Source organism: Streptomyces sp. NPDC031445 (genome assembly GCF_055581365.1).
The window spans coordinates 429021-452808 of the sequence record NZ_JBVIJO010000004.1 but is presented as its reverse complement, the minus strand read 5'-3'; the positions used below and the strand labels follow the sequence as shown (position 1 = coordinate 452808).

The following is a 23788-nucleotide window of genomic DNA, read 5'->3' as shown; positions in this document are numbered from 1 at the left end:
GTCACGCCTCCTCGAAGTAGGCGTCGAGCACCGCGTCCAGCTGCTCGTCCCACTCCTTGAAGCGCGCCCTGGCCGCCGCCTCGATCTCGATCGGGTACCAGCGGCGGTCAGGGGTGTGCACGGTGATCGTGAAGCGCTTGCCGAAGCGGGGCGACTCCGTCTCCACCGCCGCGATCTCGTCCCAGCGGAACTCGCAGGCCTCCTCGTCCAGGCTGAGGCGGACGCCCCTGCGGTCGGCCACTATCCGCGCCCGGCGGTCGGACGCCTCGAAGACCGGGCCGTCGGCCTCGTCCTCCGCTTCCGTGTCCGCGTCCGTGTCCGCGTCGGCGACGGTCCCGGCGTCCGTCCCACCGGCGTCCACCCGTTCAGGGGACGCCTGTTCGGGGGAGACCGGGTCGGAGGACACCGGCTGTGCCGAGTCCTCCACCGGTGCGGCCCCGGACGCCGGCTCCGGCGACTTCGTCACCCCGTCCGCCGGCGCCGGACCCGTGATCCCCGGGACGAAGGCCGGGTCGAAACCGGCGCCCAGCACGGGCTCCGCCTTCACGGGTCTGGCCTTCGACGGCCCGGACTTCGAAAGCTCCGCCTTCGGAAGTTCCGCCTTCGACGGCTCCGCTGCCTCGGTCGGCTCGCTGCTCGATCCTATGCGCTGCTCCACGGCGGCAGTATGGACGACTTCCCTGTGCCGGAACCAGTCAGCTCACGAACACGCTGACCACCGCCGCCACCACGAACCCCGCGAGAGACAGCACCGATTCCAGGACCGTCCAGGTGCGCAGCGTGTCCCGTTCGCTGATGCCGAAGTACTTGGCCACCATCCAGAATCCGCCGTCGTTGACGTGCGAGGCGAAGATGGAGCCCGCCGAGATGGCCATGATGACGAGGGCGACGAAGGCCTGCGAGTGGTGGCCCTCGGACAGCAGGGGCGCCACGATGCCCGCCGTCGTGACGATCGCGACCGTCGCCGAGCCCTGGGCGACCCGCAGCACGAGCGAGATCAGGTAGGACAGGACGATCACGGGCAGGCCGACGTCGTGGAACGTGTCCGACAGCGCCTGCGCCACCCCGCTCGCCTTCAGTACGGCGCCGAAGACGCCGCCCGCGCCGACGACCAGCAGGATGTTGCCGATCGGCTTCAGGGACGCCGTGGAGACCGTCTCCAGGGACTTGCGGGACCAGCCGCGGCGGATGCCGAGCAGGTAGTAGGCGAGGAGGAGGGCGATCGTCAGGGCGACGAAGGGGTGACCGAAGAACTCGACGACCGAGCGGCCGGTGGAGGGGTCGAGGGCGATCGAGGAGAAGGTGGCGGCGAGGATCAGGATCAGCGGCGTACCGATGATGGCGAGGACCGTGCCCAGCGGCACCGGCTCCTCGCGCGGCTGGGCACCCGAGGCGCGCTGCTCCTGGAGGACGGCCTGCCTGGCCTCCGCCGCCGCCTCCACCATGTCCTGCGGTACGGCGACGAAGAGGCGGTGGCCGATCCACGCGGCGTACGCCCAGGCGGCCAGCACGGCGGGGATGCCGCAGACGACGCCCATGAGGATGACCCAGCCGAGGTCGACGTGGAGCAGTCCGGCGGCGGCCACCGGGCCGGGGTGCGGGGGCAGGAAGGCGTGGGTCATCGACAGGCCGGCCAGCAGGGGCAGGCAGTACAGGAGGATGGACCTGCCGCTTCGCTTGGCGGCGGCGTAGACGATCGGCGCGAGGACGAAGATGCCGACGTCGAAGAAGACCGGGATGCCGAAGATGAGGCCGGTCAGGCCCATCGCGAGGGGGGCCCGGCGCTCGCCGAACAGGGCGAGCAGGCGCGAGGCCAGCACCTCCGCGCCGCCGCTGACCTCCAGGACGGCGCCGAGCATGGTGCCGAGGCCGATGATGATCGCGACGTGGCCGAGGATGCCGCCCATGCCGGACTCGATGGTGGACACCGCGTCCGAGCGCTGGACCGTGCCGAAGAGTTCGGTGACCGACAGGCCGGCCAGCAGGCCGACGGCTATGGAGACGGCGAGCAGGGCGACGAACGGCTGGAGCCTGACCTTGATGATCAGGAAGAGGAGCAGGGCGATGCCCACGGCGGCGACCGTGAGCAGTCCGGCCGTGCCGTCGACGAGGAGGAGCAGACCTCCGGTGTGGGGTGGTGCGGCGGGAGCGGGGGCGGCGAGCGGATGGGACATACGGGGGTCCTCTACGTAAATGCATACTGCTTTCGGGCAGGGAGGAGCGCGGCACGGCGCCCCGTGGGGTGCCGTGCCGTACCGGACGTGCGGGAAGTGCGAGGGGTGCGGGGGTGAGGGGACGTCAGCCGAGGACGGCGAGGGCGTCGATCTCGATGAGGAGGCCGGCCGGCAGACCGACGTAGACCGTCGTGCGGGCGGCGGGCGGCTGGGTGAGGCCCTGCTCCTCGAAGTAGGCGTTGTAGATCTCGTTCATCTCGGCGAAGTGGTCCACGTCGGTGAGGTAGACGCGGATCATCATCACGTCGTCCCAGCCGGCGCCGCCCTCCTCCAGGATCGCCTTGACGTTGGCGAGGGTCTGGAGGGTCTGCTCGCGCAGCGAGGGGCCGGCGGGTGTCGGGGGCTTGCCCTCCTCGGCGGGCAGGAAGCCGACCTGGCCGGCGACCTGGAGGATGTTGCCCTTGCGCACGCCGTGCGAGAACTTCGCGGGCGGGGTGGTGTGGGTCTTCGGGGTGAGGGCGATCTTGTCGGTCATGCGGTGCGGTCCTTCACTGGGGTGCGTCCGGAGTACTCGCCGCTGATCGCGTCCGCCGTACGGCGCACCAGCGGGAGCAGGGTGAGGAGTTCCTCGGCGGTGACGACCACGTTCGGCGCGGACACCGACATGGCGGCGACCACCCGGCCGTCGGCGCCGCGGATGGGGGCGGCGACGCAGTTGATGGACTCCTCGTGGCCACCGAGGTCGGTGGCCCAGCCCTGTTCGCGCACCGTGGCCAGCTCCTTCAGGAAGGCCTCGGCGTGGGGCGTCGAACGGGCCGTGTACAGGGGGTAGTCGAGCCGCTCGGCGAGGGCGCGGCGCTCGGCTTCGGGCAGGTCGGCGAGGAGCAGCTTGGCCACGGCGGCGACGGTGATGGCGACGGGCTTGCCGATCCGCGAGTACATGCGGACCGGGTAGCGGCTGTCGACCTTGTCGATGTACAGCACCTCGTTCTCCTCGTAGACGGCGAGGTGCACGGTGTGGCCGCACTGTTCGTTCAGCCGTACGAGGTGGGGGTGGGCGATCTCGCGGATGTCGAGGTTCTCCATCGCCTCCTGCGCGAGGGCGAAGAGGCGGGCCCCGAGGCGGTAGCGCTGGTCGGACTGGCGGTAGACCAGGCCGTGTTCGTGCAGGGTGCGCAGGAGGCGCAGGGCCGTGGACTTGTGCACGCCGAGGCGGTCGGCGACCTGGCCGAGGTCGGCGGGGCCCTCGGCGAGCAGCGGCAGGATGCTCAGGGCGCGGTCGACGGTCTGACTCATGGGGTGTTCGCCTCCTGTTCGGCCTGCTCGGCCTGCGTCCAGCCGGGGCCGAGTCGAAGTCTCCCCCATGCGTCGTCGTCCAGGGCGGCGAGGCGGTCGGCGTGGCCGCGGGCGGGGGGTGCGGCCAGGTCACCGGGGGTGGTGAGGGCGGCGGCGGCGAAGAGGTGGCCGTACCGGAGCCGGTCCCTGACGGTCAGCCCCCGCAGGGTCGCCGAGAGGAAACCGGCGGCGAAGGCGTCTCCGGCGCCGGTGGTCGCCACGACGGCCGTGCGGAGGGCGGGTACGAAGACGGGCGGGGTGACACCGGGCCGGGGGCCGGCCGCGTGGCCGTGCGCCGACGGGGCGCCGCCGTCGCCCGGGACGCCCGCCGCCGGCGCGGCACGGCCGTCCGCGGGGAGCGGCCGCGCGAACGCCGTCGCACCCCGTGCCCCCTGCTTCACGACCAGCGCCGCCGGCTCGGGCAGCAGCCCGCGGACCGCCTCGGGGCCGCCCGTGACGCCCCATGCCTGTTCCGCCTCGTCCGCGCCGACGAACACGATGTCCGCGCGCCGGGCCAGGTCCAGCAGGAGCCGGGTGTCCTCGCGGTCCCGCCACAGCCCCGGCCGGTGGTTCACGTCGAAGGACACCAGCGGGCGCCCCGGGACGGGGGCCGTCAGCTCGTGCAGCAGCTCCCGGCACTCCCGCGACAGCGCGGCCGTGATGCCGGTCAGGTGCAGGACGCGGGCCGCGCGGGCCGCCGTGAGGTCCACGTTGGTCACGGACATCGCCGACGCCGCCGAGCCGGCCCGGTAGTACGCCACCTCGTGCGCGCCCGTTCCCCGGTCCCCGGCGGTGCGGAAGTAGACGCCCGTGGGCCGGCCGGGGTCGCGGTGCACGGCGGTGACGTCGACGCCGTACCCGGCGATCCGCTCCAGCAGGTGGTCGCCGAAGCCGTCCGCGCCGACGCGGCTGACCCAGCGTGCCGTGTGCCCGAACGCGGCCAGGGCGCAGGCGACGTTGGACTCGGCGCCGCCGATGCCCCGGTCGAAGGAGGGGACGTCGGCGAGGCGGCCGGGGCGGCTGGGCAGGAAGGTGACCATGGACTCACCGAGCGCCACCACGTCCACGTCCAGGACGGTCCGCGGGTGCGCAACGGCCGAGGCGTAAGCAGCGTCGTTGATGATGACTCCTGTCGATCGCCCGGCCGGCGGATCCGTTGACCCGGTGTTCGGCGAGATGCTAGACACCTGTAAGCACAAGACGCAATGGTCGTTGCAGTATTTGCAACGCACGAGAGGGGCTCCATGGGCATCGAAGCGCTCACCCGCCTGGCCGAGGAACGCGTCGACCACCGCTTCAAGGGCCTGCCCCCGGACGCCGACGGCCTGACCGTCGCCGAGCTGGCCGCCCAGCGCCGCAACCTCTTCCGGGACGGCGACGGCTTCACCACCCCCGTCCTCGCGCTGTCCGCCGAGCGCCTGGAGCACAACCTCGCGCTGATGGAGGCGTACACCGCCCGGCACGGTCTCGCCTTCGCCCCGCACGGCAAGACCTCCATGGCCCCGCAGCTCTTCCACCGGCAGATCGAGCACGGCGCCTGGGGGATCACGCTCGCGGTGCCGCACCAGGTGCGGGTGGCCCGCGCGTTCGGCGTCCAGCGGGTCTTCCTCGCCAACGAGCTGGTGGGCGCGGCCGCCCTGCGCTGGATCGCCGGCGAGCTGGCCGCCGACCCGGAGTTCCGGTTCGTCTGTTACGTCGACTCGGTGCGCGGGGTGGAGCTGATGGACACGGCCCTCGCCGGCACGGCCCGTCCGGTGGACGTCGTGATCGAGCTGGGCGCGGGCGAGGGGGCCCGGACGGGCGTGCGCACGGAGGCGGAGTGCGCGGCCGTCGCCGCGGCCGTGGCCGCCGTACCGACCCTGCGCCTGGTCGGTGTGGCGGGGTACGAGGGCGAGGTGCCGGGGGCCGATCCGGAGCGCGTGCGGGCGTATCTGCTGCGGCTGGTGGCGCTGGCCGCCGGCCTCGACAAGGACGGGCGGTTCGACGAGGCCGGGGAGATCGTGGTGAGCGCGGGCGGCAGCGCCTGGTTCGACGCCGTCGCCGACGTGTTCGCCGGGATTCCCGATCTGTCCCGGCCCGTGCTGAAGTTGCTGCGCTCGGGCGCGTACGTCTCGCACGACGACGGGCACTACCGCAGGCTCACCCCGTTCGGCCGGGTGCCCGAGGAGGGCGCCCTGGAGCCCGCCTTCCGGCTGTGGGCGCAGGTCGTCTCCCGGCCGACGCCCGAGCAGGCCTTCGCCGACGCGGGCAAGCGCGACGCGGCCTACGACCTGGACCTGCCCGCCGCCCAGGTGGTACGCCGCAACGGCGAGGAGCGCCCGGCCACCGGCATCACCGTGACCGGGCTCTCCGACCAGCACGCCTGGCTGCGCACGGACCCGGAGGCGGACCTGGCGGTCGGTGACTGGATCGGCTTCGGCCTGTCCCACCCGTGCACGTCCTTCGACAAGTGGCAGCTGATCCCGGTGGCCGAGGCGGACGGCACGGTCGTCGACTACATCCGTACGTTCTTCTAGGAGGCCCGCGTGGAGGACCTGGTCATCCGGGACGCCGACGTCGTCGACGGCAGCGGGGCGGACGCGTACCGCGCCGATGTCGTGATCGACGCCGGCCGGATCGTCTCGATCGTGAAGGAGGCCGCGGCGGCGGGCTGCCAGCGCCCGGGCGCCATGCGGGAGATCGACGCGGAGGGCCTGGTCCTCTCCCCCGGCTTCATCGACATGCACGCCCACTCCGACCTGGCCCTGCTGCGCGACCCCGATCACAGCGCGAAGGCGGCGCAGGGCGTCACGCTGGAGGTGCTGGGCCAGGACGGGCTGTCGTACGCCCCGGTGGACGACCGCACGCTGGAGGAGGTGCGCCGGGCGATCACCGGCTGGAACGGGTACGGCGAGGATCTCGACTTCGACTGGCGGAGCGTCGGCGAGTACCTGGACCGGCTGGACCGGGGCATCGCCGTGAACGCGGCCTACCTGATCCCGCAGGGCACGGTCCGGGCGCTCGTCGTCGGCTGGGAGGACCGCGAGGCGACCGGCGAAGAGCTGGACCGGATGCGGCGGTTGGTGGCCGAGGGGCTGGAACAGGGTGCGGTCGGGCTGTCCTCGGGGCTGACGTACACGCCCGGGATGTACGCCGGGAACGCCGAACTGACCGAGCTGTGCCGCGTGGTGGCGTCCTACGGCGGCTACTACTGCCCGCACCACCGCTCCTACGGCGCCGGCGCCCTGGAGGCGTACGCCGAGATGGTCGGCCTGGCCCGGGAGGCGGGCTGCCCGCTGCACCTCGCGCACGCGACGATGAACTTCGGCGTGAACAAGGGCCGGGCCCCGGACCTGCTCGCCCTGCTCGACCGGGCCCTGGACGCGGGCGCGGACATCACCCTGGACACCTATCCCTACACCCCCGGCTGCACCACGCTGGCCGCGCTGCTGCCGAGCTGGGCGAGCGAGGGCGGCCCGGAGGAGATCCTGGCCCGGCTCACCGACCCGGCGACGGCCGAGCGGATCCGGCACGACCTGGAGGTCACCGGCTCGGACGGCTGCCACGGCGTGCCGGTGGAGTGGGAGACGGTCGAGATCTCCGGGGTGACCGATCCGGGCCTGGCCGACGTCGTGGGCCGTACGGTCCGGCAGGCGGCGCGGCTGCGCGGCGAGACGCCGTGGGCCACGGCGCGCCGGCTGCTGGTCGGTGACCGGCTCGGGACGACCATCCTCCAGCACGTCGGCCACGAGGAGAACGTCCGCGCGATCATGCGGCACCGCGCGCACACCGGTGGCTCCGACGGCATCCTGCGGGGCAGCAAGCCGCACCCACGGGCGTACGGCACCTTCCCGCACTACCTCGGCCACTACGTGCGGGAGCTGGGGGTGCTGACGCTGGAGGAGTGCGTCGCCCACCTCACCTCCCGGCCCGCGGCACGGCTGCGGCTGCCGGACCGCGGGCTGGTGCGCGAGGGCTACCGGGCCGACCTGGTGCTGTTCGACCCGGGGACGGTCGCGTCCGGCGCCACCTTCGCCGAGCCCCGCGGGTTGCCTGCCGGCATCCCGTACGTGCTGGTCGACGGCCGGTTCGTCATCGAGGACGGCCGGCGGACGGACGTCCTGGCGGGACGGTCCGTCCGCCGTACGCCGCTGTGAACCGCGCCTACGGCTTGGGCAGGGTGCAGCCGGCGGCGGCCAGGTTGAGCTTGTTGCCGGTGGTGAAGCAGGCCGGGATGGTGTAGGTCTCCTCGGCGTAGTTGATGCCCTGGCGGACGGTGACGGCGCCGTTCGCGTCGACCTCGCACGGGTTGTTCTCCGTGCACCGCTGGCCGTCCTCGTTGCCCGTGTTGTTGACGGCGACGACCTTGCCGGTGGCGGTGTCGACGACCGGGGAGCCGGAGGTGCCGCCGATGGTGTTGCAGGCGGAGGTGTAGCGGACCGAGTCCTTCCAGGTCCAGTCGCCCTCCTTCAGCCGGTACACGAACCCGTCGATGTTGCAGCTGTAGATGCGCTTCCAGTAGCCGGAGACCACCTTGATGGCGGTGCCGGCGACCGGGTGCGTGTCCTGCACGGTGAGCGGGCTGATGCCGTAGGAGCTCTTGATCGCCGCGTACGTGGTGGTGGTGCGGTAGATCGTGACGTCCGTGTCCGTCATGGTCGAGTAGACGACCTGGTTGGCGCGGAGGGTGGCGACCTTGGTGCCGGCGGAGTTCAGCAGGCCGAAGGTACGGCTGGAGGACTGGCCGGTGATGACCTCGCCGGGGGCCGGGAAGCCGGTCTCCAGGCAGTGACCGTTCGTCAGCACCAGGGCCGGGTCGGTGTCGGCGGAGCCCGGGAAGCGGATGACGGAGCCGGAGCAGTTGCTGAGCGAGACGGTGCCGGCGAAGTCGACGGTGACCGCGGCGGCCTTGGCGGGGTGCGGGGCGGCGGAGTGCGGGGCGGCCATCGCCGGGGTCGCGCCCAGTCCTGCCAGGGCCAGCGAGGAGAGCGCGGCGACGAGAGGCTTCTTCATGTGGGGGTCCCCTCTTACGACTTGGGCGACCGGAGTACTCCGGCCGCCCACTTGGTTGTCATGCGCATTCTCAACGTCGAGGAGGGGCGGGGACAAGACACGGTGTCAGGTCATAGGGGTTTCCCTGTGCGGACGGCAGGGGGCCGCGGGGGCACGGCACGCGACGGCTGAGCGTGCCCTCTGCCGGGGGCACCGGACTCCGACACGCCTGGCGCCGAGGGCACGGCGATGGCGGACGCGGGGCGGGCGCCACCGCCGGGGCCGCCGGGGCGCGACGCTCGCCAACCCCGCCCTGAGCACGGGCGGTTCGCGATGCCGCGACCTCTCCGGACGCGCGGAACGGCACGCCCGGTACCGAAGGCGCGTGGCGGCCGACGCGGGCGGGCGGCAGCGGCGGTGGTTAGCCGTGCCGTGCCCCCTCCGGAGGCGCCGAACGATGACACGCCTGGCGCCGAGGACGCGGCGGTGGCCGACGCGGGCGGGCGGCAGCGGCGGGGCCGCCCGGGTGCGATGCTCGCCAGCCCGGCCCTCAGCGCCGGTGGTCGGGATGCCGTGACCCTGCCGGGGATACCGAACGGCGACACGCCTGGCGCCGAGGACGCGGCGGTGGCCGACGCGGGGCTGGCGCCAGCGGCGGGGCCGCTGTGGCGCGACGCTCGCCAGCCCGGCCCCCAGCGCGCGTGGTTCGCCGTGCCGTGGCCCCTCCGGAGGCACCGAACGGCGACACGCCCGTACCGAAGGCGCGCGGTGACCGCTGCGGGGCGAGCGGTGGCGACGGGAGCGCCGTGGCGCCACGCTCGCCAACCCGGCTCTCAACGCCGGTGGTTCGCCATGCCGTTACCCCTCCGGAGGCGCCCGGTGCCGTAGGCGCGTGGTGCCGTAGGCGCGTGGTGGCCGACGCGGGCTGGCGCCAGCGGCGGGGCCGCCGGGGCGCCACGCTCGGCAACCCGGCCCCCAACGCGCGTGGTTCGCCGTGCCGTGCCCCCTCCGGAGGCGCCCGGCACCGAAGGCGCGTGGTGGCCGACGCGGGGCTGGCGCCAGCGGCGGGGCCGCCGGGGCGCCACGCTCGGCAACCCGGCCCCCAGCGCGCGTGGTTCGCCGTGCCGTTACCCCTCCGGAGGCGCCGAACGGCGACACGCCCGGTAGCTCGGTACGTCGGGCTTCAGCGCCGGAGGTTCGTGTTGCCGGGGGCACGCCGTGTTGGAGGCGTGGTGCCGCACGCTGCGGCCTGGCCCTCAGTGTGGGTGTCTCGGCGTGCCGTGGCCGTGGCCGTGGCCCCGGCCGGGGGTGCCGGACGGTGACGTCCGCGGGGTGCCGGACGACGCCGTCACCGTGGGGGCCGGTGTCGTCGTTGTCGGCGGCGGCGTCGGCGTCGGCGTGGCGGACGGGGAACCGCCCGGCGCCGAGGGCGTGGTGGTGGCCGCCGGACCGTCGGCCGTCCCGCTGTGCGCGGCTCCCCCGGCGGCGGTTTCCGAGGCGGTGGCCGGGCGGGACGGCGCGGGGTCGCCGGACGCCGGGGCACTCGCGCTCGGCGAGCCGGTGTCCCCGCGCGGGCTCGCGGGAGCGGAGTCGACGCCCGCGCTCTTGCCGTCCTCGGAACGCGCGCCGGCCGGGGAGCCCGAGCCGCCGAGCGCCGCGAACGCGGCCACGGCACCGGCCGCGCCGAGGACCCCGGCGACGATCGCCACCCGGCGCCGGCCGCCCGCGCGGCGCGCGGCCCGCCGTCGGCCGGCCCGGCCCTCGCCGGGCACACCGGCGGCCGTGACGGAGCCGAACGGACGCGTCGCTTCCGCGTGGTCCCCGGCTTCGGGCGCCGCAAGGGCCTGCGCGGTCTCCTCCACCGCCTCAGGACCCTGAGCCCCCGCAACCTCGTCGGCCTCGGACAGCGCGGGCAGTTCGCGGGTCGCGTCGTAGGCGTTCTGCCAGCCGTGCGCGGCGGCGGGGTCGGCGTACTGCTCGTACGCGGGGGCCGGAGCCGGCTGCGGGAGGTACACGTTCGGCCGGGCCCCGGACGCGCCGCCCGCTCCGTCCATGCCGTCCGCCCCCGCCTCGTACTCCCGTTCCGTGGACATGTCAGCGAATTGTAGGGACGCAAGCGACTCCTGAGACACCCGACGGTGATATTCGGGCAAATCTCCGTGTCTCACGTGGCGGAAAACACGAGCCATGAGGCGTTACCGGGTCGTAAGCTCACGCACATGCAGGTGATCCAGTCGACCAAGCTCGCCAACGTCTGTTACGAGATCCGGGGCCCGGTTCTCGAGGAGGCCATGCGGCTTGAGGCGGCGGGCCACCGCATCCTCAAGCTCAACACCGGCAATCCCGCCGCCTTCGGCTTCGAGTGCCCCCCGGAGATCCTGGAGGACATCCTCCGCAACGTCTCCACCGCGCACGGCTACGGCGACGCCAAGGGCCTGCTCGCCGCCCGCCGCGCGGTCGTGATGCACAACCAGACCCTCGGCATCGAGACCGACGTCGAGCACGTCTTCATCGGCAACGGCGTCTCCGAGCTGATCGTGATGGCGATGCAGGGCCTGCTGGACGACGGCGACGAGGTGCTCGTACCGGCGCCGGACTACCCGCTGTGGACGGCGGCCGTGTCCCTCTCCGGCGGTACGGCGGTGCACTACCGCTGCGACGAGCAGTCCGACTGGATGCCGGACCTCGCCGACGTCGAGCGCAAGGTCACCGAGCGCACCAAGGCGATCGTCATCATCAACCCCAACAACCCCACCGGCGCGGTCTACGACGAGACGGTGCTCCGGGGCCTGACGGACATCGCCCGCCGGCACAACCTGCTGGTCTGCTCCGACGAGATCTACGACAAGATCCTCTACGACGGCGCCACGCACACCCCGACCGCCAAGGTCGCCCCCGACCTGCTCACCCTCACCTTCAACGGCATGTCGAAGGCGTACCGGGTGGCCGGCTACCGCGTCGGCTGGATGTCGATCTCCGGCCCGCGCGCCCACGCCGACTCCTACATCGAGGGTCTGACGATCCTGGCGAACATGCGGCTGTGCGCGAACATGCCGGGGCAGCACGGGGTGGTCGCCGCGCTCAGCGGACGCCAGACGATCAACGACCTGGTGCTGCCGGGCGGCCGGCTGAAGGAGCAGATGGACACCGCGTACGAGCTGCTGACGCGGATTCCGGGGGTGAGCTGCGTACGGCCGAAGGGCGCGCTGTACCTGTTCCCGCGGCTGGACCCCGACGTCTTCAAGATCAAGGACGACCGGCGGATGGTCCTGGACCTGCTCCGCAAGGAGAAGATCATGGTCGTCCAGGGCACGGGCTTCAACTGGCCGGAGCCGGATCACTTCCGGGTGGTGACGCTGCCGACGGTGGGGGACCTGCGGGACGCGGTGACCCGCATCGGCACCTTCCTGGACGGATACAGCCAGCCGTAATCGACGGGCTCCGTTCCGTGACCCGACTCAACTTTAGACGAAATCCAAGCTAGGATGGTTTCCTGTCAGAGCACAGGAGGCCATCCCCCATGTACGAGCCGATCCGCACCAAGTCGGTCCACAGCACGATGGCCGGCACCCCCTCGGACTTCCCCCACCGGTCGCGCGAGGAGGAGCTGGACATCCAGCTCGCCGGGCACCTGGCGGCGCTGCTCGCGGTGACCGACGAGTTGCGCGCACTGTCCCCGTCCGCCGGCCTGGACACGGCGGCGGAGCGCCTCGCGGCGCAGGTGGCCCGGCTGCGGGGAGGGCGCACGCCGCTGCGGGCGGCGCCGGCCGCGGCCGGTGACCCCGGCGCCCTGCACCGGCGCGCGCACGCCCTCGCCGGGCGCGCGCTCGTGGTCGCCGCGTCCCGCGCCGACACGGCGGCGGCGATCCTCTCGGCCGAGCGGATGGACGCGCACGCCGCCGCGCTGTCCGCCGACCCGAAGGAACTCAGCACCGCCTGACCCCTGCGGGGTCCCCCGATCGGCCCCGGTCCGCGCGCACCCGCAGCGACGCGCGGACCGGGCGCCATACGCCGCGCTCGTCCCGGGCCGGGCGTGGGGTGCGGTTCGTCTCCTTCCGGGGCGCCGGTCCGTCCGGGGCGAGAGCGCCGCCACGGCGGGGAAGGAGTGACCGGCACTCTCCCGTGCCGTTCCCGCGGCCCGTTCCGGAATGACGACCTCCCGTTGCAGACCGGGAACGGGACGTCACCCCCCGTTCATCTCGCCGCGGGCGGAACGTGGGATTTCGGGAGCACGCTCCCGGCGTGAGACGTATCGCGGGAATCGTCCTCGCGGTCCTGCTGATCGGTGGCGTGGTGGCCGCCGTCGTCGCGGGCCGGCAAGGGGAGGACAAGGGCACGGCAACGAAGACCGTGCGTGGTGTGATCGGATCGGAGAAGGCCGACTTCTTCGCCGATCCCGACGTGGTGAAGGCCCTCGCCGCCAAGGGCTACACCGTCAAGACCGAGGCCTCCGGGTCCTGGGCCATGGAGGGGCTGGACCTCAAGGGGTACGACTTCGCCTTTCCGTCCAGCCAGGCACCCGCCGACCAGCTGGCGCTCAAGTACCACGTCCAGCAGCCGCTGCCCCGGCCGTTCTACTCGCCGCTCGTCGTCGTGGCGCACCGCGCCGCCGCCGACGTGCTCGCCGCAGGCGGCCTGGCGGTGCTGGACGGGAAGAACCGCGGCACGCTGCGGACGAGCGCCTACGTGGACGCCGCCCGGCACGACCGCACCTGGCAGCAGCTCAAGGGCGCCAAGGCCCACGGCGAGCTGACGGGCACCCTGTACATCGCCAGCACCGACCCCGAGTCGTCCAACTCCGGGGCCCTCTACCTCGCCGCCGCCTCCTACGTGGCCAACGGCGGCAAGGTGGTCGCCGACAAGGCCGGCCTCGACCGCACCGCTCCCCTGCTGCACAAGCTCGTCAGCGTCCAGGGCGCCCAGCAGTCCAGCACGGACGCGGTGTTCCGGGACTTCGTCAGCGGCGCGGGCAACCCGCTGGTGCTGGTGTACGAGTCACAGGTCGCCGCGCTCCTCGCCGAGCGGCACGACGTGGACGACCTGGTCGTGCTGTACCCGGACACCACCGTCAACAGCGACCACACCGTCGTACCCCTGGACGCGGACGGCCGCGCGCTCGGGGAGCTGCTCAGCACCGACCCGGCCCTGCGCAGGCTCGCCGTCCGGCACGGATTCCGGCCGCAGGGCGACGCCGCCGAGTTCGTCGCGGCCACCGCCGGCCGCGCCGCCTACCTCAACCAGAAGCTCACCGGCGTCCGGCAGGCGCCCGTGCCCACCTCCGCGGTGCTGCACGAGATGGCCCGCCGGGCCCGCGGATGACACGGGGGACCCACCGCATGACCGACAGCGACTTCCAGCTCACCCCGCCCGACCCCGTACCACCCGTGCCCAGGGAGAAGGCCGGCGGTCTGGTGCCGGTCGAGGACGCGGTGCGCACCGACATGGCCCGCAGGGCCACCGCCTTCGTCGAGCAGCTCGCCGTGCTCGACGCCCGCTCGCCCGAGTTCGCGGGCAAGGTCGGCGAGATCACCGCGCTCGGCGCCGGTGAGATGCGCACCGCCGCCGTCCAGTCCAACCGCATGCTGGAGCGGGCCGTGCGCAGCCTGCCCGGCAAGGGCGGGGACGCCCAGGGCAAGGTGGCCGGCTCGCTCGTGGAACTGCGCCGGGTGGTGGAGGACCTGGACCCGCGGGACCTGCCCGCGGGCAAGGGCCGCAGGTTCCTGTCCCGGCTGCCCGGCGGCAACAAGCTGCGCGACCACCTCGCCGCGTACGCCTCCGCGCAGGGCAGCCTGAACCGGATCGTGGGCGCGCTGCGCGGCGGGCAGGACGAACTGCGCCGGGACAACGCCGCGTTGCAGACCGAGCGGGTCCGGCTGTGGGAGACGATGGGCAAGCTCCAGGAGTACGTCGTCCTCACCCAGGCCCTGGACGCCGCCGTGGAGGAGCACATCGCCGGGACCGGCGACCCGCAGGAGGCCGACGCCCTCCGTGCCGACGTGCTCTTCCCGGTCCGGCAGAAGCACCAGGACCTGCTCACCCAGCTGGCGGTGTGCGCGCAGGGCTACCTCGCCATGGACGTCGTGCGCCGCAACAACGACGAGCTGATCAAGGGCGTCGACCGAGCCGCCACGACCACCGTCTCGGCGCTGCGCATCTCCGTGATGCTGGCCTCCGCCCTGGACAGCCAGAAGAAGGTCGTCGAGCAGGTCAACGCGTTGCGCGGCACCACCGAGGACCTCATCCGGGGCAACGCCGAGATGCTCGCCACGCAGAGCGGCGAGATCCAGCGCATCGCCGCCGACCCGGCGGTCGGCGCGGAGACCCTGCGCGCGGCGTTCCAGCAGATCTACCGCACCCTCGACGCCATCGACAGCTACAAGGTCCAGGCGACCGAGGTCATGGCGAACACCGTCCAGTCCCTCACGGACGAACTGCGTGGCGCCTCCGCCCACCTGGAGCGCAGCCGCGCCCAGGGCGCGCTGGAGGGGGGCCTCGGATGAGACGACGCTCCCTGATCGCCGTGGCCGCCGTCACCGCCGGCCTGCTGAGCGCGTGCACCTCACAGGACACCGGCGACGACCCGAACGCGCCGAAACCCGGCACGCTGCGGATCCTCGCCTCCAGCGAACTCAGCGACATGACGGCCGTCTTCGACCGCGTCCGCGAGGACACCGGCATCACCCTCCGGCCCACCTACCTGGGCACCCTGGACGCCGTCGACCTGCTGGCCCGGGGGAAGGCGGACGGGGCGTACGACGCGCTGTGGCTGTCGTCGGACGACTACCTGCGGCTGCGGCCCGAGGCGGCGAGGAAGGTGGTGTCCGAGACGCCGGTCATGTCCAGCCCGGTCGCCGTCGGCGTCCGGCCGGCCACCGTGCGCGGGCTCGGCTGGAAGCCCGAGGACGTCACCTGGTCCCAGGTGGAACAGGCCGTCCAGGACGGGAAGCTGACCTACGGCATGACCGACCCGGCCCGCTCCAACTCGGGCTTCGCCACGCTGGTCTCGGTCGCCTCCGCCCTCTCCGGCGCCCAGTCCGCGCTCACGGACGCCGACGTGGCCAAGGCGACACCCCGGCTGAAGGAGTTCTTCCAGGGCCAGAAGCTGACCTCGGGCTCGTCGGGCTGGCTCGCCTCCGCCTACCGGCGGCGCGGCACCGTCGACGCCCTGCTCAACTACGAGTCCGTCCTCAAGGGCATCCCGGGCCTCACCGTGATCCGCCCCCGCGACGGCGTCGTCACCGCCGACTACCCGCTCTCCTCGCTCGCGTCCACCGACGCCCGCACCCGCGAGGACGTCCGCAAGGTGACCGCCGACCTGCGCACCGACGCCGTGCAGAAGCTGATCACCGACACCACCCACCGCCGGCCGGTCGTGCCCTCGGTGCGGCCCGCCGCCGGCCTCGACACCGGCCGGCGCCGTGAACTGCCCTTCCCCGGCAGCCGCTCGGTGGCCGACGGGCTGCTGGACGCGTACGAGAACGAACTGCGCCGCCCCTCGCGCACGGTGTACGTCCTGGACACCTCCGGCTCCATGGAGGGCGACCGGCTCGCGGCGCTGAAGAAGGCGCTGACCGGGCTCACCGGCGACTTCCGGGACCGGGAGGAGGTGACGCTGATGCCGTTCGGCTCGGACGTGAAGAGCGTGCGCACCCACGTCGTCGACCCGAAGGACCCGGGGGCCGGGCTCGCCGCGATCCGCCGGGACACCGACGCGCTCACCGCCGACGGCGGCACCGCCGTCTACACCTCGCTGGAGCAGGCGTACGACCATCTCGGCGCCGGCCGGGACACGTTCACCTCGATCGTGCTGATGACCGACGGCGAGAACACCGCGGGCGCGGAGGCCGGCGACTTCGACGGCTTCTACCGCGCCCTGGGCCGCGACCGGCGGGACATCCCGGTCTTCCCGATCCTGTTCGGCGACTCCTCCCGCTCCGAGCTGCGGCACATCGCCGACCTGACCGGCGGCCGCCTCTTCGACGCCCGGCAGGGCTCGCTGGACGGCGCCTTCGAGGAGATCCGTGGCTACCAGTGAGGTCCTCGGCTACCTGGAGTCCCGCAAGAACATCACCGGCGGCGCCTGCGGGCTGTTCGGTCTGGTGCTGACCTTCGCCGGGGTCGCGGGACCGTACTGGCCGGTCGTGGTGGCCGGGCTGTACGGCGCGGGCGCGCTCATCGCCCCGCCGGAGCGGCCCGCCCTGCCGGGCTTCCCGAGCCCGTCGGCCCGACTGGAGGAGCTGCGCGCCGACTTCGGCCGGCTCGGCGACTACCTCGCGGACGTCGATCTGCCGCCCGGGGCCGCCGCCCGGCTCGGCGAACTGACCGGGCTGCTGGGTGCGCTGCTGGAACCGGGCTGGGCCGCCGAGGCGCTCGCCCGGGACCCGGAGGCCGTGCACACCGTCTCCCGGGCGGTGCGGCAGGACCTCCCGGAGGCCGTGGACGCCTTCGTCCGCACGCGCTGGTGGACGCGTCTGGCGCCGGGCACCGAGCCGCCCGAACGCCATCTGGAGCGGCAGCTCGATCTGCTGCGGCGGGAGGCCGGGCGGCTCGCGGCGGAGCTCGGCGAGACCGAGGCCCGCCGCCAGGAGTCCCACACCCGGTACCTGGAGGACCGGGGCGGGACGGGGGGCGGTGAGCCCGGCGCCTGACGTGCGCGTGCCGGGGCCCGGGGGGCGTTCACCGCGGCCGGTCGTGACGATCGCTGGTCAGGGCACGGCGACCGGCCGCGGAGTCATGGGCGGGCGGTTCAGCCCAGGCGCTCCACCAGCGCCCGGTACTGGTCCCACAGTTCCTTCGGGGTGTGGTCGCCGAAGGTGTCGAGGTGCCCGGGGATCAGCGCGGCCTCCTCGCGCCAGACCTCCTTGTCGACCGTGAGCAGGAACTCCATGTCGGAGTCGGAGAGAGCGAGGCCGTCGGTGTCCAGGGCGTCCTTCGCCGGCAGGATGCCGATCGGGGTCTCGACGCCCCCGGCCCTGCCCTCCAGCCGCTCCACGATCCACTTCAGGACCCGGGAGTTCTCGCCGAAGCCCGGCCAGACGAACCGGCCCTCGTCGTTCTTCCGGAACCAGTTGACGTAGTAGATCTTCGGCAGCTTGGACTGGTCCTTGTCCTTGGCGACGTCGACCCAGTGGGCCATGTAGTCACCCATGTTGTAGCCGCAGAACGGCAGCATCGCGAACGGGTCGCGGCGCAGCTCGCCGACCTTGCCCTCGGCGGCGGCGGTCTTCTCGGAGGCCACGTTGGCGCCGAGGAAGACGCCGTGGTTCCAGTCGAAGGACTCCGTCACGAGCGGCACCGCCGTCGCGCGGCGCCCGCCGAAGAGGATCGCCGAGATCGGCACGCCCTTCGGGTCCTCCCACTCCGGCGCGATGATCGGGCACTGCGCGGCCGGCACGGTGAAGCGGGCGTTGGGGTGGGCGGCCGGGGTCCCCGACTCCGGCGTCCAGTCGTTGCCCTTCCAGTCGGTCAGGTGGGCCGGGGGCTCCTCGGTCATGCCCTCCCACCACACGTCGCCGTCGTCGGTGAGCGCGACGTTGGTGAAGACGGCGTTGCCCCAGAGGGTCTTCATCGCGTTGGCGTTGGTGTGCTCACCGGTGCCGGGCGCGACGCCGAAGAAGCCGGCCTCGGGGTTGATCGCGTACAGCCGGCCGTCCTCGCCGAACCGCATCCAGGCGATGTCGTCGCCGATGGTCTCCACGGTCCAGCCGGAGATCGTGGGCTCCAGCATGGCGAGGTTGGTCTTGCCGCAGGCGGAGGGGAAGGCGGCGGCGACGTACTTGGACTCGCCCTGCGGCGGGGTGAGTTTGAGGATCAGCATGTGCTCGGCCAGCCAGCCCTCGTCGCGGGCCATGACGGAGGCGATGCGCAGGGCGTAGCACTTCTTGCCGAGCAGGGCGTTGCCGCCGTAGCCGGAGCCGTAGGACCAGATCTCGCGCGACTCGGGGAAGTGCGAGATGTACTTGGTCCGGTTGCAGGGCCAGGGGACGTCCTCCTGGCCGGGCTCCAGCGGGGCGCCGAGCGTGTGGACGGCCTTGACGAAGAAGCCGTCGTCGCCCAGCTCGTCCAGGACGGCCTGGCCCATGCGCGTCATCGTGCGCATCGAGACGGCGACGTAGGCGGAGTCGGTGATCTCCACGCCCAGCGCGGACAGCGGGGAGCCGAGCGGGCCCATGCAGAAGGGCACGACGTACATCGTGCGGCCCCGCATGGAGCCCCGGAACAGGCCCTGCTCGCCGGTGAAGACGTCCCGCATCTCGGCGGGGGCCTTCCAGTGGTTGGTCGGGCCCGCGTCCTCCTCCTTCTCCGAGCAGATGAAGGTCCGGTCCTCGACGCGCGCGACGTCGGAGGGGTCGGAGGCGGCGTAGTAGGAGTGGGGGCGCTTGATCGGGTCGAGTTTCCGGAAGGTTCCCTTGGCGACCAGTTCCTCGCACAGCCGCTCGTACTCGGCCTCGGACCCGTCGCACCAGACCACGCTGTCCGGCTGCGTCAGTTCGGCGATCTCGTTGACCCACGAGACCAGTTCCCGGTGGTGGGTGGGGACGACGGTGGGAGCCGCGATGTCGCGCGCCACGATTGCTCCTAAGTGAGGGATTTTTTGTGTTCTCGCCCCGTGGGGGCCGCGACCCGGATGCTTCGTAGCCTGCTCATCCGGTGCCGACCGCACTCATTTGATCATCCGAGTCTAGTGCCCATCTGTCCAGAGGGCATCACAAGTGAGCGGGGTGAGGAATCCCACGGTCACCACGGCTCTTTGCGTCCATGTGGGGTTCAGCTGAAGGACTTTTTGCCGGATGACTTGATTGACCGTGCATTGACGAACGGCTTACGGAGGCGTCGGTACCATGCGGACCATGACTGCGTCCGCCTCCGACGCGCCCACGGACACGCCGGCCGCCGGCCGTGGCCCCGTGGCGCTCTCCCTGCCGCACCCGGTCAAGCCCAGGCTCCGTGGCTGGCTGCACCTCGGGATGTTCCCGGCCGTACTCATCGCGGGCCTCGTGCTCACCGCCCTCGCCGACTCGACCAGAGGCCGCGTCGCCTGCGGCATCTACGCCCTGACGGCCTGCCTCCTGTTCGGCGTCAGCGCGCTCTACCACCGGGGCGACTGGAGCCCGCGCATGGACGGCGTGCTGCGCCGCCTCGATCACGCCAACATCTTCCTGATCATCGCGGGCACCTACACCCCGCTGACCCTGCTGCTCCTGCCCGGCGCCAAGGGCCAGTGGCTGCTGTGGGGCATCTGGGCCGCCGCCGCGGCCGGCATCGTCTTCCGCGTCTTCTGGGTCGGCGCCCCACGCTGGCTGTACACGCCCTGCTACATCGCGATGGGGTGGGCGGCGGTCTTCTTCCTGCCCGACTTCCTGCACACGGGCGGCGTCGCGGTCCTGGTCCTGGTGGTCGTCGGCGGCCTGCTCTACAGCGCCGGCGGCGTGATCTACGGGATCAAGCGCCCGAACCCGTCACCGCGCTGGTTCGGCTTCCACGAGGTCTTCCACTCCTTCACCCTCGCCGCGTTCGTCGTCCACTACGTCGGGATCTCGCTGGTGGCGTACCAGCACACGTGACCCCTCCGGCCGTGGCCCCCGCCACGGCCGATGCCGGACAATGACCGGTATGAGGCCCGCACGCTCCCCGCTCTCCCCCGCCGACCGGCCCCGGCTGGGCCTGCGTGAACGCAAGAAGATCAAGACCCGCGAGGCGATCCGTGCCGCGACCTACGCGCTGATCGAGGAGCAGGGCTACGACGCCACGACGATCGACCAGATCGCCGACCGGGCCGAGGTGTCACCGTCGACCGTCTTCCGGTACTTCCCGGCCAAGGAGGACATCGTCCTCACGGACGAGTTCGGCTCGCTGATGGCGGAGGAGCTGCGCGCCCGGCCCGCGGGAGAGCCGTGGACGGACTCGGTGCGGCACGTGATGCACAAGGCCGTCGACGCGATGACGGCGGAGGACCCCGACATGGTGCGGGTGCGGGCGCACCTCGCGGTCCGGGTCCCCGCCGTCCGGTCCCGCATGGTCGAGAGCATGTCGCAGACCGGGCGCCTGCTGCGCGCGGCCCTCGCCGAACGCTCCGGGCCGGCCGCGGACAGCCTCGAAGCGCGCGTCTACGCGACGGCCCTCGTCGGCGGTCTGATGGAGGCCACCATGTCGTGGGCGGAGAACGGCTTCCAGGACGACCTGCGCGGCATGGTGGACCGGGCCCTGGACGTCCTGGAGCACGGCCTGCCGACCGGAAAACCCCGAGGGCACGGACCGCTCCCATGACATCCTGACCGGGTGAACGGTCCCGAGATCCACGTCGAGTTCGCCCCCGAGCTGGGCCTGTTCGTGCAGCGCCGACCGCGGCGGACGGTCGTCACCGACGGCGTCTCCTCCCTGGGCCATGTCGTCGAGTCCCTCGGGGTACCGCTCACCGAGGTCGGCGCGCTGGTCGTGGACGGCCGCGAGGTCCCGCCCTCGCACATCCCGCGGCCGGCCGAGCGGCTGGTCGTCCGGCCGGTGGAACGCCCCCAGCGGGTGCCCGGCGCGCCCCTGCGCTTCCTCCTGGACGTCCACCTCGGCACGCTGGCCCGCCGGCTGCGGCTGCTCGGCGTGGACACGGCGTACGAGTCGACGGACATCGGCGACCCGGCCCTCGCCGCCCGCTCGGCGGCCGAGAAGCGGGTCATGCTCAGCCGCGACCGGGGCCTGCTGCGCCGCCGGGAACTGTGGGCCGGCGCGTTCGTCTACAGCACCCGCCCCGACGACCAGCTCCACGACGTCCTCGACCGTTTCGCCCCCGACCTCCGGCCCTGGACCCGCTGCACCGCCTGCAACGGCCTGCTGAGACAGGCCACCAAGGACGAGGTCGCCGCCCAGCTGAAGCACGGCACCCAGCGCTCCTACGACGTCTTCGCCCAGTGCACGGCCTGCGGCCGGGCCTACTGGAAGGGCGCGCACCACGATCGGCTGGAGGCGGTCGTGGAACGGGCGCTGAGCACGCGTACCCGGAGCGGTTGAGTACGCCGCCCGCTCCGCGGTGCCCGGCCGGCTGCTGTACGGCAGTTTCCGGGCCTCGCTCGTGGCCGCTCCGGCCGTGCCGGTATGGCCCACCTCAGCCACGCCTGAGGGGCGGCCGCGGCCCGGGCACCCCAGGCGGGCCGCCGCTCTCAGGGAGTGATCAGCTTCGTCCGCAAGGCGTCCGGGTCCGTCACCGGCAGGTCGCAGACGAAGCCGCGGCAGACGTACGCGGTGGGCGCGCCGTCGACGAGCGTGCGGTCGGCGAGCAGCGGGAACTCCTCGCTGTCCGGGGTGCCACAGGCGACGACGGCCCCCGGGGCGGTGCTCAGCAGCGCCGTACGGTGCAGGGCCGCCGTCCCTTCGTCGTCCGGGGCCGGTCCGACGACCGCCACCTCGCGCGGCCCGTCGAGCAGCGCCTCGGCGACGGCCAGCCCCCATCCGATGAACCGGGGCACGCGCGGCCCGAGCGTCTTGACGACCCCGAGCGCCCGTTCGGCGGCGGCCCGGTGCGGCGCGGAGCCGGTGTGGGCGGCGTAGCTCAGCAGCGCGCCTGCCGCGGCGGTCCAGCCGGAGGGGGCGGCGTTGTCGGTGGGGTCCTGGGGCCGGCGGATGAGCTGCTCGGCGTCGGAGGCGGTGTCGAACAGGGCGCCGGTCGCGGCGTCGGTGAAGCGGGCGAGGACGTGGTCGAGCAGCAGTCCGGCGAAGTCGAGCCAGACGCCCTCCCCGGTCACGGAGGCGAGCGCGAGGAAGCCCTCGGCGACGTCGGCGTAGTCCTCCAGCACGCCCGCGTTCGGGCCGACCCGGCCGTCCTTGCTGGTGCGGGCGAGCCGGCCGTGCTCGTCCAGGTGGACCCGGACCAGCAGGTCGGCGGCGGCGACGGCGGCCTCGGTGAGGTCCGGCCGGTCGAAGCAGGCGCCGGTCTCGGCGAGCGCGGCGATGGCGAGCCCGTTCCAGGCGGCGACGACCTTGTCGTCCCGGCCGGGCGCGGGCCGCCGGTCCCGGGCGGCGAGGAGCCGGTCCTTGACGGAGGCGATCTTCTCGGCCTCGAACACGCCCTCCGTCTGCGGGAGTTGCAGGACGGACTGGCCGTGCTCGAAGGTGCCCTCATCGGTCACGCCGAAGTACTGGGCGGCGAGGCCGGCGTCGTCCCCGAGGACCTCACGCAGCTGGTCGGGCCGCCAGACGTAGTACGCCCCCTCGACGTGCCGCCCGCTGCCGTCGTCGCTGTCGGCGTCGAGGGCCGAGGCGAATCCGCCCTCGGCGGTGCGCAGTTCGCGCAGCAGGAACTGGGCGGTGTCCAGCGCGACCCGCTGGGCGAGGTCCGAGCCGGTGGCCCGCCACAGGTGGGTGTACACCCGGCAGAGCAGGGCGTTGTCGTACAGCATCTTCTCGAAGTGCGGCACGACCCAGTCGCGGTCCACCGAGTAGCGGGCGAACCCGCCGCCGAGCTGGTCGTAGATGCCGCCCCTGGCCATCCGCTCACAGGTGTCCCGGGCCATCTGGAGCGCGCCCTCGGCACCGGTTCGGGCGTGGTGGCGGAGCAGGAACTCCAGCACCATGGACGGCGGGAACTTCGGCGCGCCGCCGAATCCGCCGCGCTGGGGGTCGTACTCGCGGGTGAGGCCGAGCAGGGCCTGGGCGAGCTCCTGCTCGCCGGGCGCCTCGTCGGCCTGCCGGACGATCTCCCGCTGGGCGAGATCGCGGACGATCTTCCCGGCGACGTCGGCGACCTCCTCCCGGCGGGTGGTCCAGGCCTGCTGGACGCCCTCCAGCACCTGCCGGAAGGAGGGCATGCCGTGCCGGGGGGCGGGCGGGAAGTAGGTGCCGAAGTAGAACGGCTCGGCGTCGGGGGTGAGGAACACGGTCATGGGCCAGCCGCCGTGCCCGGTGGCCGCCTGGACCGCCTCCATGTAGACGGCGTCCACGTCCGGCCGCTCCTCGCGGTCGACCTTGACGCTGACGAAGTGCTCGTTGAGGTAGTCGGCGGTGGCCCGGTCCTCGAAGGACTCGTGGGCCATCACGTGGCACCAGTGGCAGCTGCTGTACCCGACGCTCAGCAGCACGGGCCTGCCGGTCCTGCGGGCCTCCTCGAAGGCCTCGCCGGACCACGGCCACCAGTCGACGGGGTTGTCCGCGTGCTGGAGCAGGTACGGGGACGTCTCATGGGCCAGTCGATTCGGCATGACCCCATCCTGCCCCAGCCGTCCCCGCACGGGACGTCAGCCCCGGACGGCAGCCGGCGGTTCCGCCGAACGGTCGGGCGCCGCGGCGGCCCCGCTGATCGTCACCCCCTCGCCATCCCGTCG

Annotated in this window: 20 protein-coding genes; 11 read left to right on the top strand and 9 right to left on the bottom strand. The window is 73.1% G+C overall.

The annotated features are described in order from the left end of the window. Position 1: 1 nt before the first annotated feature. The 5 genes from ACZ5DC_RS14760 to ACZ5DC_RS14740 form a co-directional block, all read right to left on the bottom strand. Complete coding sequence (locus tag ACZ5DC_RS14760; protein WP_468652681.1) at positions 2-658, bottom strand: hypothetical protein; 657 nt, start codon at positions 656-658, stop codon at positions 2-4. A 37-nt stretch (positions 659-695) separates the two neighbouring features. Further along, positions 696-2174 (bottom strand): GntP family permease, encoded by a 1479-nt coding sequence (locus ACZ5DC_RS14755; RefSeq protein WP_468652679.1) that lies wholly within the window; start codon positions 2172-2174, stop codon positions 696-698. A 124-nt stretch (positions 2175-2298) separates the two neighbouring features. After that, positions 2299-2709 carry a RidA family protein gene (locus ACZ5DC_RS14750; RefSeq protein ID WP_030652279.1) on the bottom strand — a complete coding sequence of 137 codons (411 nt, stop codon included), beginning with the start codon at positions 2707-2709 and terminating at the stop codon, positions 2299-2301. Next, complete coding sequence (locus ACZ5DC_RS14745; RefSeq protein WP_171153278.1) at positions 2706-3470, bottom strand: IclR family transcriptional regulator; 765 nt, start codon at positions 3468-3470, stop codon at positions 2706-2708. The genes ACZ5DC_RS14750 and ACZ5DC_RS14745 overlap by 4 nt, the downstream gene beginning before the upstream one ends. Further along, on the bottom strand, positions 3467-4549 hold the full coding sequence (locus ACZ5DC_RS14740) for a sugar kinase (RefSeq protein WP_468652814.1): 1083 nt from the start codon (positions 4547-4549) through the stop codon (positions 3467-3469). Before ACZ5DC_RS14740 ends, ACZ5DC_RS14745 begins: the two co-directional genes overlap by 4 nt. Positions 4550-4753: 204 nt before the next feature. On the opposite strand from ACZ5DC_RS14740, the gene ACZ5DC_RS14735 reads away from it, so the two are divergent. Further along, positions 4754-6025, top strand: coding sequence for an amino acid deaminase (locus ACZ5DC_RS14735; RefSeq protein WP_468652677.1), 1272 nt, complete (start codon positions 4754-4756; stop codon positions 6023-6025). 9 nt (positions 6026-6034) lie between these two features. After that, positions 6035-7645: an N-acyl-D-amino-acid deacylase family protein gene (locus ACZ5DC_RS14730; RefSeq protein ID WP_468652675.1), complete on the top strand. Its 1611-nt coding sequence runs from the start codon at positions 6035-6037 to the stop codon at positions 7643-7645. Positions 7646-7652: 7 nt separating this feature from the next. Here ACZ5DC_RS14730 and ACZ5DC_RS14725 read toward each other — a convergent pair whose 3' ends face one another. Next, positions 7653-8501, bottom strand: a complete 849-nt coding sequence (locus ACZ5DC_RS14725) for a S1 family peptidase (RefSeq protein WP_468652673.1) — start codon at positions 8499-8501, stop codon at positions 7653-7655. A 1235-nt stretch (positions 8502-9736) separates the two neighbouring features. Next, a complete protein-coding gene (locus ACZ5DC_RS14720; protein WP_468652671.1) occupies positions 9737-10573 on the bottom strand; it encodes a hypothetical protein in 837 nt (278 codons plus the stop codon). A gap of 126 nt (positions 10574-10699) precedes the next feature. On the opposite strand from ACZ5DC_RS14720, the gene ACZ5DC_RS14715 reads away from it, so the two are divergent. The 6 genes from ACZ5DC_RS14715 (at position 10700) to ACZ5DC_RS14690 (ending at position 17128) form a co-directional block, all read left to right on the top strand. Continuing rightward, positions 10700-11911 (top strand): pyridoxal phosphate-dependent aminotransferase, encoded by a 1212-nt coding sequence (locus tag ACZ5DC_RS14715; RefSeq protein WP_468652669.1) that lies wholly within the window; start codon positions 10700-10702, stop codon positions 11909-11911. A gap of 89 nt (positions 11912-12000) precedes the next feature. Next, positions 12001-12420, top strand: coding sequence for an SCO4983 family protein (locus tag ACZ5DC_RS14710; protein ID WP_366748755.1), 420 nt, complete (start codon positions 12001-12003; stop codon positions 12418-12420). 302 nt (positions 12421-12722) lie between these two features. Next, a complete protein-coding gene (locus tag ACZ5DC_RS14705) occupies positions 12723-13799 on the top strand; it encodes a hypothetical protein (RefSeq protein WP_468652667.1) in 1077 nt (358 codons plus the stop codon). 17 nt (positions 13800-13816) lie between these two features. Further along, positions 13817-14980, top strand: coding sequence for a toxic anion resistance protein (locus ACZ5DC_RS14700; protein WP_468652665.1), 1164 nt, complete (start codon positions 13817-13819; stop codon positions 14978-14980). Next, positions 14977-16515: a vWA domain-containing protein gene (locus ACZ5DC_RS14695; RefSeq protein WP_468652663.1), complete on the top strand. Its 1539-nt coding sequence runs from the start codon at positions 14977-14979 to the stop codon at positions 16513-16515. Before ACZ5DC_RS14700 ends, ACZ5DC_RS14695 begins: the two co-directional genes overlap by 4 nt. Beyond that, positions 16502-17128: a hypothetical protein gene (locus ACZ5DC_RS14690; RefSeq protein ID WP_468652661.1), complete on the top strand. Its 627-nt coding sequence runs from the start codon at positions 16502-16504 to the stop codon at positions 17126-17128. Before ACZ5DC_RS14695 ends, ACZ5DC_RS14690 begins: the two co-directional genes overlap by 14 nt. Positions 17129-17226: 98 nt before the next feature. On the opposite strand, the gene ACZ5DC_RS14685 is transcribed toward ACZ5DC_RS14690, so the two are convergent. Next, the gene (locus ACZ5DC_RS14685; protein WP_468652659.1) at positions 17227-19050 is read right to left on the bottom strand and encodes a phosphoenolpyruvate carboxykinase (GTP); all 1824 of its coding nucleotides are present in this window, start codon (positions 19048-19050) and stop codon (positions 17227-17229) included. A 280-nt stretch (positions 19051-19330) separates the two neighbouring features. Between ACZ5DC_RS14685 and trhA the strand changes: the two genes are divergently transcribed. Genes trhA through ACZ5DC_RS14670 form a run of 3 tightly spaced genes read left to right on the top strand, consistent with a single transcriptional unit; the run spans position 19331 to position 21482 of the window. Continuing rightward, positions 19331-20044: a PAQR family membrane homeostasis protein TrhA gene (trhA, locus tag ACZ5DC_RS14680; RefSeq protein ID WP_468652657.1), complete on the top strand. Its 714-nt coding sequence runs from the start codon at positions 19331-19333 to the stop codon at positions 20042-20044. Between the two features lie 49 nt (positions 20045-20093). Then, positions 20094-20747 (top strand): TetR/AcrR family transcriptional regulator, encoded by a 654-nt coding sequence (locus tag ACZ5DC_RS14675; RefSeq protein ID WP_468652655.1) that lies wholly within the window; start codon positions 20094-20096, stop codon positions 20745-20747. 12 nt (positions 20748-20759) lie between these two features. Next, positions 20760-21482 (top strand): Mut7-C RNAse domain-containing protein, encoded by a 723-nt coding sequence (locus ACZ5DC_RS14670; protein WP_468652653.1) that lies wholly within the window; start codon positions 20760-20762, stop codon positions 21480-21482. Positions 21483-21631: 149 nt separating this feature from the next. Here the strand turns inward: ACZ5DC_RS14670 and ACZ5DC_RS14665 are convergent, their stop codons facing one another. Then, positions 21632-23665: a thioredoxin domain-containing protein gene (locus ACZ5DC_RS14665; RefSeq protein WP_468652651.1), complete on the bottom strand. Its 2034-nt coding sequence runs from the start codon at positions 23663-23665 to the stop codon at positions 21632-21634. Positions 23666-23788: the final 123 nt, after the last annotated feature.